The sequence below is a fragment of the Burkholderia sp. KCJ3K979 genome, assembly GCF_016759955.1.
GTDB lineage: Bacteria > Pseudomonadota > Gammaproteobacteria > Burkholderiales > Burkholderiaceae > Burkholderia > Burkholderia orbicola.
The window spans coordinates 60,603-74,279 of record NZ_JACFYV010000011.1; the positions used below are offsets into that span (position 1 = coordinate 60,603).

The 13,677-nt window shown below is 67.4% G+C and carries 15 protein-coding genes; 11 read left to right on the top strand and 4 right to left on the bottom strand.

Going from position 1 to position 13,677, the window contains the following annotated elements; all coding sequences use genetic code 11:
- Positions 1 to 142: 142 nt before the first annotated feature.
- The 3 genes from H3O04_RS04785 to H3O04_RS36015 all read left to right on the top strand — a co-directional run bounded on the left by H3O04_RS04785 (position 143) and on the right by H3O04_RS36015 (position 2,045).
- Positions 143 to 1,198, top strand: a complete 1,056-nt coding sequence (locus tag H3O04_RS04785) for a LacI family DNA-binding transcriptional regulator (RefSeq protein ID WP_202587225.1) — start codon at positions 143 to 145, stop codon at positions 1,196 to 1,198.
- Positions 1,199 to 1,524: 326 nt separating this feature from the next.
- Positions 1,525 to 1,806 carry a hypothetical protein gene (locus tag H3O04_RS36010; RefSeq protein ID WP_237666176.1) on the top strand — a complete coding sequence of 94 codons (282 nt, stop codon included), beginning with the start codon at positions 1,525 to 1,527 and terminating at the stop codon, positions 1,804 to 1,806.
- A gap of 86 nt (positions 1,807 to 1,892) precedes the next feature.
- Complete coding sequence (locus H3O04_RS36015) at positions 1,893 to 2,045, top strand: hypothetical protein (RefSeq protein WP_234621505.1); 153 nt, start codon at positions 1,893 to 1,895, stop codon at positions 2,043 to 2,045.
- A 43-nt stretch (positions 2,046 to 2,088) separates the two neighbouring features.
- On the opposite strand, the gene H3O04_RS04795 is transcribed toward H3O04_RS36015, so the two are convergent.
- Positions 2,089 to 2,730, bottom strand: a complete 642-nt coding sequence (locus H3O04_RS04795; protein WP_023476177.1) for a GntR family transcriptional regulator — start codon at positions 2,728 to 2,730, stop codon at positions 2,089 to 2,091.
- A 131-nt stretch (positions 2,731 to 2,861) separates the two neighbouring features.
- On the opposite strand from H3O04_RS04795, the gene H3O04_RS04800 reads away from it, so the two are divergent.
- Complete coding sequence (locus H3O04_RS04800; RefSeq protein WP_023476178.1) at positions 2,862 to 3,338, top strand: OsmC family protein; 477 nt, start codon at positions 2,862 to 2,864, stop codon at positions 3,336 to 3,338.
- 18 nt (positions 3,339 to 3,356) lie between these two features.
- Here H3O04_RS04800 and H3O04_RS04805 read toward each other — a convergent pair whose 3' ends face one another.
- Entirely contained in the window at positions 3,357 to 4,307 is a 951-nt protein-coding gene (locus tag H3O04_RS04805; protein ID WP_023476179.1) for a LysR substrate-binding domain-containing protein, read from the bottom strand.
- A gap of 114 nt (positions 4,308 to 4,421) precedes the next feature.
- Between H3O04_RS04805 and H3O04_RS04810 the strand changes: the two genes are divergently transcribed.
- The 7 genes from H3O04_RS04810 (at position 4,422) to H3O04_RS04840 (ending at position 12,872) form a co-directional block, all read left to right on the top strand.
- Complete coding sequence (locus H3O04_RS04810) at positions 4,422 to 6,173, top strand: IlvD/Edd family dehydratase (RefSeq protein ID WP_006480235.1); 1,752 nt, start codon at positions 4,422 to 4,424, stop codon at positions 6,171 to 6,173.
- A gap of 116 nt (positions 6,174 to 6,289) precedes the next feature.
- Positions 6,290 to 7,219 (top strand): dihydrodipicolinate synthase family protein, encoded by a 930-nt coding sequence (locus H3O04_RS04815; RefSeq protein WP_202587226.1) that lies wholly within the window; start codon positions 6,290 to 6,292, stop codon positions 7,217 to 7,219.
- A 25-nt stretch (positions 7,220 to 7,244) separates the two neighbouring features.
- Positions 7,245 to 8,174 carry a Gfo/Idh/MocA family protein gene (locus H3O04_RS04820; protein WP_202587227.1) on the top strand — a complete coding sequence of 310 codons (930 nt, stop codon included), beginning with the start codon at positions 7,245 to 7,247 and terminating at the stop codon, positions 8,172 to 8,174.
- A gap of 93 nt (positions 8,175 to 8,267) precedes the next feature.
- Entirely contained in the window at positions 8,268 to 9,281 is a 1,014-nt protein-coding gene (locus H3O04_RS04825; RefSeq protein ID WP_006480238.1) for an arabinose ABC transporter substrate-binding protein, read from the top strand.
- Between the two features lie 21 nt (positions 9,282 to 9,302).
- The gene (araG, locus tag H3O04_RS04830) at positions 9,303 to 10,850 is read left to right on the top strand and encodes an L-arabinose ABC transporter ATP-binding protein AraG (protein WP_202587228.1); all 1,548 of its coding nucleotides are present in this window, start codon (positions 9,303 to 9,305) and stop codon (positions 10,848 to 10,850) included.
- Positions 10,851 to 10,887: 37 nt separating this feature from the next.
- Positions 10,888 to 11,913: an L-arabinose ABC transporter permease AraH gene (gene araH, locus H3O04_RS04835; protein WP_202587229.1), complete on the top strand. Its 1,026-nt coding sequence runs from the start codon at positions 10,888 to 10,890 to the stop codon at positions 11,911 to 11,913.
- Between the two features lie 56 nt (positions 11,914 to 11,969).
- Positions 11,970 to 12,872 (top strand): SMP-30/gluconolactonase/LRE family protein, encoded by a 903-nt coding sequence (locus H3O04_RS04840; protein ID WP_202587230.1) that lies wholly within the window; start codon positions 11,970 to 11,972, stop codon positions 12,870 to 12,872.
- 114 nt (positions 12,873 to 12,986) lie between these two features.
- Here H3O04_RS04840 and H3O04_RS04845 read toward each other — a convergent pair whose 3' ends face one another.
- A complete protein-coding gene (locus H3O04_RS04845) occupies positions 12,987 to 13,391 on the bottom strand; it encodes a hypothetical protein (protein ID WP_188200259.1) in 405 nt (134 codons plus the stop codon).
- A partial coding sequence (locus H3O04_RS36020) for a DUF6402 family protein (RefSeq protein ID WP_237666177.1) occupies positions 13,358 to 13,677 on the bottom strand: 320 nt, incomplete at its 5' end. The genes H3O04_RS36020 and H3O04_RS04845, both read right to left, overlap by 34 nt.

Sequence of the window (13,677 nt, forward strand, 5' to 3'; positions counted from 1 at the left end):
TAATCATCGCAATCAAAAAAAGAGGCCATGCGATCGCGGCCGAGTCGCGCCCGTCGGTCGGGCGGCAAGGTGTCCGGCGATAGTGCGCCGCTTCGGTGAGCGAAGCAAATACTGGATCGACGTCTCATATAGTGGGCAAACGATGGCAACACTGGATGAAGTGGCGCGCCGCGCCGGCGTGACGGCCGCAACGGTGTCGAACGTGCTGCGCGACCGCGGCCGGGTCGGCGACGCGACGCGGGCGCGGGTGCTCGAAGCGGTCGACGCGCTCGGGTATCGGCCGCATCTCGCCGCGCGGGCGCTGGCGGAAGGGCGCGCGCCGACGGTCGCGCTGATGGTATCGAGCATCGCGAATCCGTTCTATCCGGAGTTCGCGCTGGCGGTCGAGCGCGCGGTACGCCGCAACGGGCAGTTCCTGATCGTCTGCAATACGAACGAAGATCCGTTGCAGGGGCGCGCGTATCTCGACCAGATCGCCGGCACGATCTCCGAGGGGATTCTCGTGACCAACGCGAACCTGCACTTGCCGGATCTGCTCGACGTCGCGCGGCGCGGCGTGCCGGTCGTGCTGTGCCTGTGGGAGCGGCCCGAGGCGCCGCCCGACGGGCTGCCGTGCGTGGCGATCGATTTCCGCGAGGCGGGGCGGATCGCGACGCGGCATCTGCTCGAACTCGGCCATCGCGAGATCGGCGTGATCGTCGGCGGGTCGGCAAACGGCGTGCAGGCCGCGCGCTACGACGGCTGCGTCGACGTGATGCGCGAAGCCGGAGTGGACGCGTCGCGCGTCGGCGCCGGGCACGATTCGATCGAGGGCGGCGTGCGCGCGGCCGGGCAGTTGCTCGATGCGCATCCCGAGCTGACCGCGCTCGTCGCGACCAACGACCTGCCGGCGATCGGCGCGATGCATGCGGCGGCCGGTCGCGGCCGGCGCGTGCCCGACGATCTGTCGATCGTCGGCATCACCGACATCCATCTCGCCCGCGACACGCGGCCCACGCTGACGACCGTCGCGATCCCGACCGCCGAGGCGGCCGGCATCGCGGTCGAATTGCTCAATACGCTGCGCGAGGCGGGCGGGCAGGGCGACGACGCATCGCGTGTGCGGGTCGCGTCGCTGCCGACGCTGACGGTGCGCGGGACGACCGGGCCGGTGCCCGGCCGCACAACGCGCCGCATCGGGCGCACGCGCGGCACGTAAGGCCGCGAACGGGCCAGGTGGCGGCGACGTTCATCGGTAGAGTTCGCATCCGTAGACAGCCGCCGGCAGCGATCCAGACCGCCAGCGGCTGCGCCCGACGCCCGACCCGCGCCCGCTTCGGCGCTCGATCCCCTACGTGAACGAAGAAAACCGTCAAGACAGGTACGGCAACGGCTTCCGGCACGCCGCGCGCACGCCGGCAGACGCAGGCGGAACGCAGCCACGCGACGCGCGAACGCGTCATTGCAGCCGCGATATCGCTGCTGCACAAGGAAGGCTATTCGGGCGCGACGACGCTCGCGATCCGGCGCGAAGCCGATGTCAGCATGGGCGCGCTGCAGCACCAGTTTCCGACCAAGGCGGAATTGATGGCCGCGGTGCAGGAGCGGCTCACCGGCGATCGCTTCGCGCAGTTCGAACGCGCGTCGCGCAGCGCGACGACGCCGCTCGAGCGGATCGACCGGATGCTGGATGTCGCGGGCGCGCTCATCGGCACGCCGCTGTTCGCCGCCAGCATGGAGATCCAGTTGGCGCGGCGCGCCGACAAGGAACTCGACGAGGCCGTGGCACGTATCCTCAAGCCGTTCGACGAGGGTTTCGCGCATTGATGGACGATGCCGTCGCGGGTTTCGATCGTGCGATTGCGCTCAAGATCACGCAATTGCAGTGACTGGCCGGATCGATGATCCGCGGGTTGACCATCGATGTCGTGACGGGCAGCGACCCTGCCGTGGCGCGGGCCGCGTTCGCGCTCTGGCGCGAAATCGCGCTGCGGCACATCACGGACATGGCGAAATCTCCTGCGCCGGCGCCCACGAAAACCGGCAAGCGCCGCGCTTCACGCTGATATCCCGCTGACGATGTCGGCCGCGCGCATCGTCGCGCCGGCCTCAGCCGCCTTCGACGAGCCGCAGCACGATGCTTCTCGCCGATTCGAGATGCGCGACCGTCATCGCGCGTGCCGCGCGTGCATTGCGTTCGTGGCACGCCTGCAGAATCTCTTCGTGCTCGACCTGGAACGACGGCGTATCCGCGAGCAGCGTGGCCTGCAGGCGCTCGTAACGTTCGACCTGGCTGCGCAGCTCCGCGATCGACTTCAACTGCCGCGCGTTGCCGCAGCACGCATACAGCAACGCGTGGAATTCGCGGTTCAGCTCGCCCTGCCGGCGCGGCGCCGTTGCATCGCCGAGCAGCCGATGCACGAGTTCGGCGCGCGCGAGCGTCTCGTCGTCGAGCCGCTTCACGCTGCGGTAGATCGCGTCGCCTTCGAGCAGCACGCGCAGATCGTAGATTTCCTGCACGTCGGACGCGCTCAGCATCCGCACGACCGCGCCGCGATTCCTGAAGATATCGAGCAAGCCTTCGCGTTCGAGCCGCTGGATCGCCTCGCGCATCGGAATCCGGCTGATGCCGAACCGCTCGGCCAGATCGCGCTCGACGAGCCGCTCGCCGGCCGCCAGCTCGCCGTTGATGATCATGTCGCGCAGCGACGCGGCGACCGCGTCCGCCGTGGAGTCGAGTTTGGCTTCCATGCCTGCCTGTATCGTCATTTTGGAATAATGGTATACCAAATGGCCATCCAGTGCCACAATGGCGATCATCGGCGGGCGTCACGCAACGGCGTCCGGCCCGGTCAAGACAACCGACATCAATGGAGAGCGAGATGGCATCGGGTGAACATCACTATCGCGTCGCAGTGGAGTGGACGGGCAACCGCGGCACCGGCACGTCGGGGTATCGCGAGTACGGCCGCGATCACGTGATCCGCGCCGGGGCCAAGCCGGATATCCCCGGTTCGTCGGACCCGGCGTTCCGCGGCGACGCGGCGCGCTGGAACCCCGAAGACCTGCTGCTCGCGTCGGCGTCAGCGTGCCACAAGCTCTGGTATCTGCACCTGTGTTCCGAGGCCGGCATCCGTGTGCTGGCCTACGTCGACCACGCGGAAGGCACGATGCTCGACGGCGCCGGAGCGGGCCGCTTCACCGAAATCGTGCTGCGGCCGCAGGTGACGATTCGGGCCGGCGACGATCGCGAACGGGCCGTGCATCTGCATCACGATGCGCATGCGCAGTGCTATATCGCGAATTCGGTCAACTTCCCGATTCGCTGCGAACCGGTGATCGAATGGGCCGCGGAGTAGGAAACCGCGGCTGCGCGGTCACGGCGCGACGCCGTAAACCTCCCGCGCCGCGGCCCGAATCGCATCGACCATCACCGCGACGGCCGGCGAATGCAGCCGGTCGGTGCGCGTGATGAGCCCGAAATCGTCCATCCGGCAATCCATTTCCAGCGGCAGCACCGTGACGATGCCGTGCCGCGCGTAGTAGTGCGCGACGTCCTCGGCGAGCACCGCGATCATGTCGCTCTGCTCGATCAGTTGCGTGATGAACAGCAGTGCGGCCGTCTCGACGACGTTCGCCGGCGGCGCGAGGCTCGCGCGCTGGAACACGAGCTCGAAGCGGTGCCGCAGCACGCTGCCGGCCGGCGGCACGACCCACGCGGCGCGCTGCACGTCGGCGAGCGCAACCGGCGCTTGCGCGAGCAGCGGATGGTCGGGCCGTACGACGGCGGCCACCGATTCGCCGGTCAGCGGCTCGTAGCGCAGGCGCAGCTTGTCATGTTCGGCGGACAGCCGGCCGAGCACGATGTCGATCTTTTCCTGCGCGAGATGTTCGAGCAGCACGTTGCTGGTGTCGATCTCGACCGACACGTGCAGCCCCGCGTGCGTGCCCTTCACCGCGGCGACGGCCGGCGGCACGAGCCGCAGGGCCGGCGACGTGATCGCCCCCACCGCCACGTGGCCGAGATGGCCGGCCTTCAGCGCGGCCAACTCCTCGCGCGCCTGGTCGAGGCTGCCGAGCGCCGCGCGCGCGTGGCGGATCAGCGCGTCGCCGTACAACGTCGGCCGCATCCCGCGCGGCAGGCGCTCGAACAGCACCGCGCCGATCGACTCCTCCAGTTCCCGCAGCAGCTTCGACGCGGCCGGCTGCGTCATGTTCAGCGCGGCCGCCGCGCGGTGAATGCTGCCTTCGTCGGCGAGCGCGACGACCAGCAGCAACTGGCGCGTCTTCAGACGGGCGCGGTTTCCCCACGGGCTGGCTTCGGTCATCGTACGGGTTTATATCGATATCGGAATGGATATCGTAATCGCCTAAATCGTCATTAGCCAGTTATCAAAATTCTGCCTAGACTGCGCCGGTATCCCGTCACCACAGGACTGACGATGTCGGCAACAAAACCCAGGCTGCGCTCCGCCCAATGGTTCGGCACGAACGACAAGAACGGCTTCATGTACCGGAGCTGGATGAAGAATCAGGGCATTCCCGATCACGAATTCGACGGCCGGCCGATCATCGGCATCTGCAACACGTGGTCCGAACTGACGCCGTGTAACGCGCACTTTCGCAAGCTCGCCGAGCACGTGAAGCGCGGGATCTCGGAAGCGGGCGGTTTCCCGGTCGAGTTCCCGGTGTTCTCGAACGGCGAATCGAATCTGCGGCCGTCGGCGATGCTCACGCGCAACCTCGCGTCGATGGACGTCGAGGAAGCGATCCGCGGCAACCCGATCGACGCGGTCGTGCTGCTCGCCGGTTGCGACAAGACGACACCGGCGCTGCTGATGGGCGCGGCAAGCTGCGACGTGCCGGCGATCGTCGTGTCGGGCGGCCCGATGCTGAACGGCAAGCTCGAGGGCAAGAACATCGGTTCGGGCACGGCCGTGTGGCAGCTGCACGAAGCGCTGAAGGCCGGCGAGATCGACGTGCATCACTTCCTGTCGGCCGAAGCCGGGATGTCGCGCTCGGCCGGCACCTGCAACACGATGGGCACCGCGTCGACGATGGCGTGCATGGCCGAGGCGCTCGGCGTCGCGCTGCCGCACAACGCGGCGATTCCGGCCGTCGACTCGCGCCGCTACGTGCTCGCGCACATGTCGGGCATCCGCATCGTCGAGATGGCGCTCGAAGGGCTCGTGCTGTCGAAGATCCTGACGCGCGCGGCGTTCGAGAACGCGATCCGCACGAACGCGGCGATCGGCGGCTCGACCAACGCGGTGATCCACCTGAAGGCGATCGCCGGCCGCATCGGCGTGCCGCTCGAACTGGAAGACTGGATGCGCATCGGCCGCGACACGCCGACGATCGTCGACCTGATGCCGTCGGGGCGCTTCCTGATGGAGGAGTTCTATTACGCGGGCGGGCTGCCGGCCGTGCTGCGCCGGCTCGGCGAAGGCGGGCTGCTGCCGCACCCGGATGCGCTGACGGTGAACGGCAAGTCGCTGTGGGACAACGTGCGCGAAGCGCCGAACTACGACGACGAGGTGATCCGCCCGCTCGACCGGCCGCTGATCGCGGACGGCGGGATCTGCATCCTGCGCGGCAATCTCGCGCCGCGCGGTGCGGTGCTGAAACCGTCGGCGGCGAGCCCCGAACTGCTCAAGCATCGCGGCCGCGCGGTGGTGTTCGAGAACCTCGACCACTACAAGGCGACGATCAACGACGAAGCGCTCGACATCGATGCGAGCTCGGTGATGGTGCTGAAGAACTGCGGGCCGCGCGGCTATCCGGGCATGGCCGAGGTCGGCAACATGGGGCTGCCGCCGAAGCTGCTGCGCCAGGGCGTGAAGGACATGGTGCGGATTTCCGACGCACGGATGAGCGGCACCGCGTACGGCACGGTGGTGCTGCACGTCGCGCCGGAAGCGGCCGCCGGCGGCCCGCTCGCCGCGGTGCGCAACGGCGACTGGATCGAGCTCGACTGCGAGGCCGGCACGCTGCATCTCGACATTACGGATGAGGAACTGCAACGCCGCCTGTCGGACGTCGATCCGACCGCGGCGCCGGGCGTGGCCGGCCAGCTCGGCAAGGGCGGCTACGCGCGGCTGTATATCGATCACGTGCTGCAGGCCGACGAGGGGTGCGACCTCGACTTCCTGGTCGGCACGCGCGGCGCGGACGTGCCGAGCCATTCGCATTGAGCAGGCGGGCGGCGCGACAGGCGCCGCCGCCGGTTGCGGGCCTTCCCGGTCCGCGCTTCATGAAACCGTGAACGCATGACGGCCGGTGACAACCGGGCCGAAGCAGGACGCGAACCATGACATCGAGCAGCACGCCGCGCCATCGCGGCATTTTTCCCGTCGTTCCGACGACGTTTACCGACACCGGCGAACTCGACCTCGCGAGCCAGAAGCGCGCGGTCGATTTCATGATCGATGCCGGCTCGGACGGGCTGTGCATCCTCGCGAACTTCTCCGAGCAGTTCGCGGTCACCGACGACGAACGCGACGTGCTCACGCGCACGATCCTCGAGCACGTGGCCGGCCGCGTGCCGGTGATCGTCACGACGTCGCACTACAGCACGCAGGTGTGCGCGGCGCGCAGCCTGCGCGCGCAACAGCTCGGCGCGGCGATGGTGATGGCGATGCCGCCGTATCACGGCGCGACGTTCCGCGTGCCGGAAGCGCAGATCTTCGATTTCTTCGCGCGCGTGTCGGATGCGATCGACATCCCGATCATGATCCAGGACGCGCCGGCGAGCGGCACGCCGCTGTCCGCGCCGTTCCTCGCGCGAATGGCTCGCGAGATCGAGCAGGTCGCGTACTTCAAGATCGAGACGCCGGGCGCCGCGAACAAGCTGCGCGAACTGATCCGGCTCGGCGGCGACGCGATCGAGGGGCCGTGGGACGGCGAGGAGGCGATCACGCTGCTCGCCGATCTCCATGCGGGCGCCACCGGCGCGATGACGGGCGGCGGCTTCCCGGACGGCATCCGGCCGATCCTCGAAGCGTTCCGCGAAGGCCGGCACGACGATGCGTTCACGCATTACCAGGCATGGCTGCCGCTGATCAATCACGAGAACCGCCAGTCCGGGATCCTCACCGCGAAGGCGCTGATGCGCGAAGGCGGCGTGATCGCGTGCGAGCGGCCGCGGCATCCGATGCCGGAACTGCACCCGGACACGCGCGCGGAATTGCTCACGATCGCGCGCCGGCTCGATCCGCTCGTGCTGCGCTGGGCGCGCTGAGCGATTCACGAAGGAGACATGCAGGATGAGTGATCCGATTTCGCTGGGTGTCGTCGGGATCGGCAAGATCGCGCGCGACCAGCATCTGCCGGCGATCGCCGCCGAGCCGGGCTTCGCGCTGACCGCCTGCGCGAGCCGCCATGCGGAAGTCGCGGGGGTGCGCAACTATCCCGATCTGCGTGCGCTGCTGGCCGCGGAGCGCGAACTCGACGCCGTGTCGCTGTGCGCGCCGCCGCAGGTGCGCTACGCGCAGGCGCGCGCGGCGCTCGAAGCCGGCAAGCACGTGATGCTCGAGAAGCCGCCGGGCGCGACGCTCGGCGAAGTGGCCGCGCTGGACGCGCTGGCCCGCGAGCGCGGCCTCACGCTGTTCGCGACCTGGCATTCGCGCTGCGCGAGCGCGGTCGAGCCGGCGCGCGCGTGGCTTGCGCAACGCACGATCCGCGCGGTGCAGGTGCGCTGGAAGGAAGACGTGCGGCGCTGGCATCCGGGGCAGCAGTGGATCTGGGAGCCGGGCGGCCTCGGCGTGTTCGATCCGGGCATCAACGCGCTGTCGATCGTCACGCGAATCCTGCCGCGCGAGCTCGTGCTGCGCGAGGCGACGCTCATCGTGCCGAGCGACGCACAGATGCCGATCGCGGCCGAACTCGATTGCGCGGATACCGACGGCGTGCCGGTGCACGCGGAATTCGACTGGCGCCACGGCCCGGTCGAGCAATGGGAGATCGCGGTCGACACGGCCGACGGCGTGCTCGCGATCAGCCGCGGCGGCGCGCAACTGTCGATCGCGGGCGAGCCGGTCGAGATCGGGCCCGAACGCGAGTACCCGGCGCTGTATGCGCACTTCCACGCGCTGATCGCGCGTGGCGAAAGCGACGTCGACGTGCGGCCGCTGCGGCTCGTCGCCGATGCCTTCCTGTTCGGCCGGCGCGTGCAGACCGACGCGTTCGGCCGCTGAACCTGCGCGCGCGCTTCGGTACGAAGAAGCGCGCGCGACGAATGATTGATTACGGCACACATCACGGCATCAGCCGGTACAAAGGAGACACCCATGAACCGCACGACTCACACGATCCGTCGACACACCCTGCGCGCGCTGCTGGCCGCGCTTTGCATCGCGCCACTCGGGATGACGGGCGCCGCGCACGCCGACGCGCCGCTGAAGATCGGCTTCCTCGTGAAGATGCCCGAGCAGGCGTGGTTCATCAACGAGCAGAACGCCGCGTCGGCGCTCGGCCAGAAGGAGAATTTCTCGGTCGTGAAGATCGGCACGCCGGACGGCGAGAAGGTGCTGGCCGCGATCGACAACCTCGGCTCGCAGGGCGCGCAGGGCTTCGTGATCTGCGCGCCGGACGTGCGTCTCGGGCCGGCGATCGCGTCGCGCGCGAAGCGCTACAACATGAAGTTCGTGACGGTCGACGACCAGCTCGTCGATTCGAGCGGCAAGCCGCTGCCGAACGTGCCGCACCTCGGGATGTCGGCGACCAAGATCGGCAACCAGGTCGGCCAGGCGATCTCCGACGAGATGAAGCGGCGCGGCTGGAAGCCGGAGGAAGTCGGCGCGCTGCGCATCACCAACTATGAGCTGCCGACCGCGAAGCTGCGCACCGACGGCGCGACCCAGGCGCTGCTCGCGAACGGCTTCCGCAAGGAGAACATCTTCGACGCGCCGCAGAAGACGACCGACGACGAAGGCGGCTTCAGCGCGGCGGCACCGGTGCTCGCGCGCCATCCGAACGTGAAGAAATGGGTGATCTACGCGCTGAACGAGGAAACCGTGCTCGGCGCGGTGCGCGCGACCGAACAGCTGCACATCCCGGCGGCCGACGTGATCGGCGTCGGCATCAACGGCGCTGGCGAGGCGTTCGCCGAGTTCCAGAAGAAGGAGCCGACCGGCTTCTACGGGACGATCGCGGTCAGCTCGACGAACCACGGCAAGGACAGCACGCAGAACCTCGTCGACTGGATTCGCAACGGCAAGACGCCGCCGGCCGACACGCAGACGAGCGGCAAGCTGATGACGCGCGCGAACTGGCAGGCCGTGCGCGCCGAACTCGGTATCTGAGCGGGGCGAGGCGAGAACGCGATGACGATGCAGACGATGACGGCCGCGTCCGGCCACGACGCCGAAGCGGATACGCCGCCGGACGGCCCGCTGCTCGCGCTCGACGGCATCACCGTGACGTTTCCGGGCGTGCGTGCGCTCGACGCGGTGTCGCTGTCGGTGCGCGCGGGCGAAGTGCACGGGCTGATGGGCGAGAACGGCGCGGGTAAATCGACGCTGCTGAAGGTGCTGTCCGGCGTGAACCAGCCGCAGGCCGGCACGCTGACGCTGAACGGCACCGCGCAGCGTTTCGCGTCGACGCGCGCGGCGCTCGAGGCCGGCATCGCGATCATCTACCAGGAACTGCATCTGGTGCCCGAGCTGACGGTCGCGGAAAACCTGATGCTCGGGCAACTGCCGAGCCGGCTCGGCGTGGTCGACGAGCGCACGCTCGCGGCACGCGCGCTCGATGCGCTGGAGCGGCTCGGCGAGCACATCGATCCGGGCATCCCGGTGAAATATCTGTCGATTGGCCAGCGCCAGATGATCGAGATCGGCAAGGCGCTGATGCGCGATGCACGCGTGATCGCGTTCGACGAACCGACGAGTTCGCTGTCCGCGCGCGAGACCACGCAACTGTTCCGGATCATCCGCGCGCTGCGCGCCGAAGGCCGCGCGATCATCTACGTCACGCACCGGATGGAGGAAGTCTACGAACTGTGCGACCGCGTGACGGTGTTTCGCGACGGCCGCCGCATCGATACGTTCGATTCCGTCTCCGATCTCGACCGCGACCGGCTGATCGGCTGCATGGTCGGCCGTTCGATCGAGGACGTGTACGGCTACCGGCCGCGCCCGGCCGGCGACGTGCTGATCGAAGCGAAAGGGCTGGCGGGGCCGGGGCTGGCCGAGCCCGTGTCGTTCACCGCGCGGCGCGGCGAGATCGTCGGCTTCTTCGGGCTCGTCGGCGCGGGCCGCTCCGAGCTGATGAAGCTGCTGTACGGCGCGGTGCGACCGAGCGCCGGGCACGTCGAGCTGAACGGCAAGCGGGTGGCGTTCGGCAGCCCGCGCGACGCGGTGCGCGCCGGCATCGCGCTGTGCCCGGAAGACCGCAAGCAGGAAGGCATCGTCGCGATCGCGTCGGTGGCCGACAACCTGAACATCAGCGCGCGCCGCCATTTCAGCCCGGCGCGCGTGCTGCTCGACGGGCGACGCGAACGCGAACTCGCACAGAAATACATCGAGCGCCTCGCGATCAAGACCCGCGACGGCGACACGCCGATCGGCGCGCTGTCGGGCGGCAACCAGCAGAAGGTCGTGCTCGCGCGCTGGCTCGCCGAACGCATCGACGTGTTCCTGATGGACGAGCCGACGCGCGGCATCGACGTCGGCGCGCGCGCCGAAATCTACAACCTGTTCTACGAACTCGCGGAAGCGGGCCGCACGGTGATCCTCGTGTCGAGCGATCTGGCCGAGGTGATCGGCGTGTCGGACCGCATCGTCGTGATGAAGGAAGGACGGATCGCGGGCGAGGTCGCGAAGGCGCACGCGACGCCCGACGCGCTGATCAAGCTCGCGCTGCCGCGCTAGCGGGCGTGCTGTTCAACCGGAAAGCAAGTGAACTGATATGAGCCAGGCAATGCAACCCCAACGTACTTCCCCGTCCCCGGATGCCGCCGCCGCGGCCACGCCCGTGCGACCACGCAGCGGCGTGTGGCAGCTGATCAACCGCTCCGGCATCGTGATGGTGTTTCTGGTGCTGTTCGCGACGCTGTCGCTGACCGTGCCGGACTTCCTCACGCCGCGCAACATCCAGGGCCTGCTGCTGTCGGTCACGCTGATCGGTTCGATCTCGGTGACGATGATGTTCGTGCTCGCGCTCGGCGAAGTCGACCTGTCGGTCGCGTCGATCGTCGCGTTCTCGGGGGTGGTCGCCTCGACGCTGATCACCGCGACGCACAGCGTCGTGCTCGGGATCGCGGCCGGCGTGCTCGCGGGCGGCGCGGTCGGACTCGTGAACGGCGTGCTGATCGCGCGCTACCGGATCAACTCGCTGATCGTCACGCTCGCGATGATGGAAGTCGTGCGCGGGCTCGCGTTCATCACGTCGAACGGCGACGCGGTGATGATCTCCGAAGAGCGCTTCTTCGATCTCGGCGGCGGGTCGTTCCTGGGCATCTCGTTTCCGATCTGGAGCAACATCGTCGGCTTCGTCGTGTTCGGCTTCCTGCTGCGCAAGACGGTGTTCGGCAAGAACGCGCTGGCCGTCGGCGGCAACGGCGAGGCCGCGCTGCTCGCGGGGCTGCCGGTGATGCGCATCAAGATCGCGGTGTTCGTGCTGCAGGGGCTCGTGACCGGCTTCGCCGGCGTGATGCTCGCGTCGCGGATGAGCCTCGGCGATCCGAAGACGTCGGTCGGCCTCGAGCTCGGCGTGATCTCCGCGTGCGTGCTCGGCGGCGTGTCGCTGACGGGCGGCGTCGCGACGATCTCCGGCGTGCTGGTCGGCGTGCTGATCATGGGCTCCGTGCAGGACGCGATGAGCCTGCTGAACGTGCCGACCTTTTACCAATATCTGATACGCGGCGGAATTCTGTTGCTCGCGGTGCTGTTCGACCAGTATCGTCGCAACCAGCGGCGCGCGATGAAGATCTGACTTCGGTGATGGCGCGGCCGCCCGCGAACGCGACAGATCAGATATCGGGAGACGGCATGCAACAGACTCATCCGGCCGCGCCGGCGACGCTGCTGGCCGACAGCCGCAACACGCTCGGCGAAGGCGCGACGTGGTGCGACAGGACGCACGCGCTGTACTGGGTGGACATCGAAGGCGCGCGGCTGTGGCGCTGTCGCGCGGACGGTTCGGATCTCGCGCAGTGGGCGATGCCTGAGCGGCTCGCCTGCTTTGCGCTGACCGACGATCCAGACGTGCTGCTGGTCGGGCTCGCGACCCATCTCGCGTTCTTCGATCTGCGCAGCGGCGCGTTCACGCGGATCGTCGACGTCGAGCCTGAACTGCCCACGCGGCTGAACGACGGGCGCTGCGACGGGGCCGGCGCGTTCGTGTTCGGGATGAAGGACGAAGGCGCCGAGCCGCCGCGCGCGGTCGGCGGGTTCTATCGGCTCAATTCCGATCTCACGCTCGAACGGCTCGCGTTGCCGCCGGCCGCGATCGCGAACAGCATCGGGTTCTCGCCGGATGGTTCGAAGATGTATTTCTGCGATTCGCTGGTGCGCGAGATTTTCGTGTGCGATTACCGCGCGGAGGGCGATGTGGCCAATGTGCGGCCGTTCGCGCGGCTGACGGATGTAGACGGCGACCCGGACGGCTCGATCGTCGATCGTGACGGCGGGCTGTGGAATGCGCAGTGGGGTGGGCGGCGCGTGGTGCGTTATGGGCCGGACGGGATCGAGACGGATCGCGTTGAAGTGCCGACCGCGCAGCCGAGCTGCGTTGCCATCGACGGTGAAGGCCGGCTGTATGTGACGAGTGCGCGTGTTGACCTGAGCGATGACGCGCTGGCCGACGATGCGCACGCGGGCGGCGTGTTCGTCGCGCAGACACGCTACGCGGGGTTGCCGACTGGGCGGTTTGCGGGGACTCGTACTGGATGAATGGCGGTGTGGACGGCAGGTGCTATCGGCTGGCAACCCGAAGTGGCGCAGAACGACGAAAGCCCCCGGCTTGTGAAGGGTCGGAGGCTTTTCTTTTGCACACGATCACCACAATTAAAATAAAGGTAGTTGGGCGCGAATCCGATCCCACTTGGTAGGCGGAATCGCAAGCAACTGCATCACATCACTGCTCGAGCCATCGTAATATATGATTCCACCGGCACCATCTACCAGTTCTCGCTCGGTTGCTGAATTTACATAGTATGAAAAATAGCGTTGAGCGCGCAATTCTCCGGTTCCGTCAAAAAGCTGAAGCCTCACTTCATGCCCATTCCGAACATTCGCTCCACACAACTTTGCGTAATATTCCACGCCCCCAAATTCCTTCTTCCCCCCATTCAGTTCCTTTTCAAAAAAATCGCACCGACCATAATTTGGTCTGGTCATATGAATGGAAAAGCCAATCAGCAAAAACAGAAGAATGGCTAGCCCAGTGATTCGGAGGGCGCTAATCTGCATATTTCACCAAGCTTTATTTCGACAGGTTTCTTCAGCTTTAGATAGACGGGTTGTGAATATATCATAAAGTCGCCGCCCCTATGATGCTTGGCGCGCCATCGACTATAGTCGGAGTTGTAGATCGGATAGAACACGTCGGGCTCTTTGAACTTCCCGAAAAGGCTCTTTCTCGTGTTCACGGGCTTGTTGATGCTTTTTACCCAGATATCCACATCAGTATCGCGCTTTGGTGAACTAGACGCCGACTCACTTATCACGGACCCCGGCGCGATGATCACACCACGCT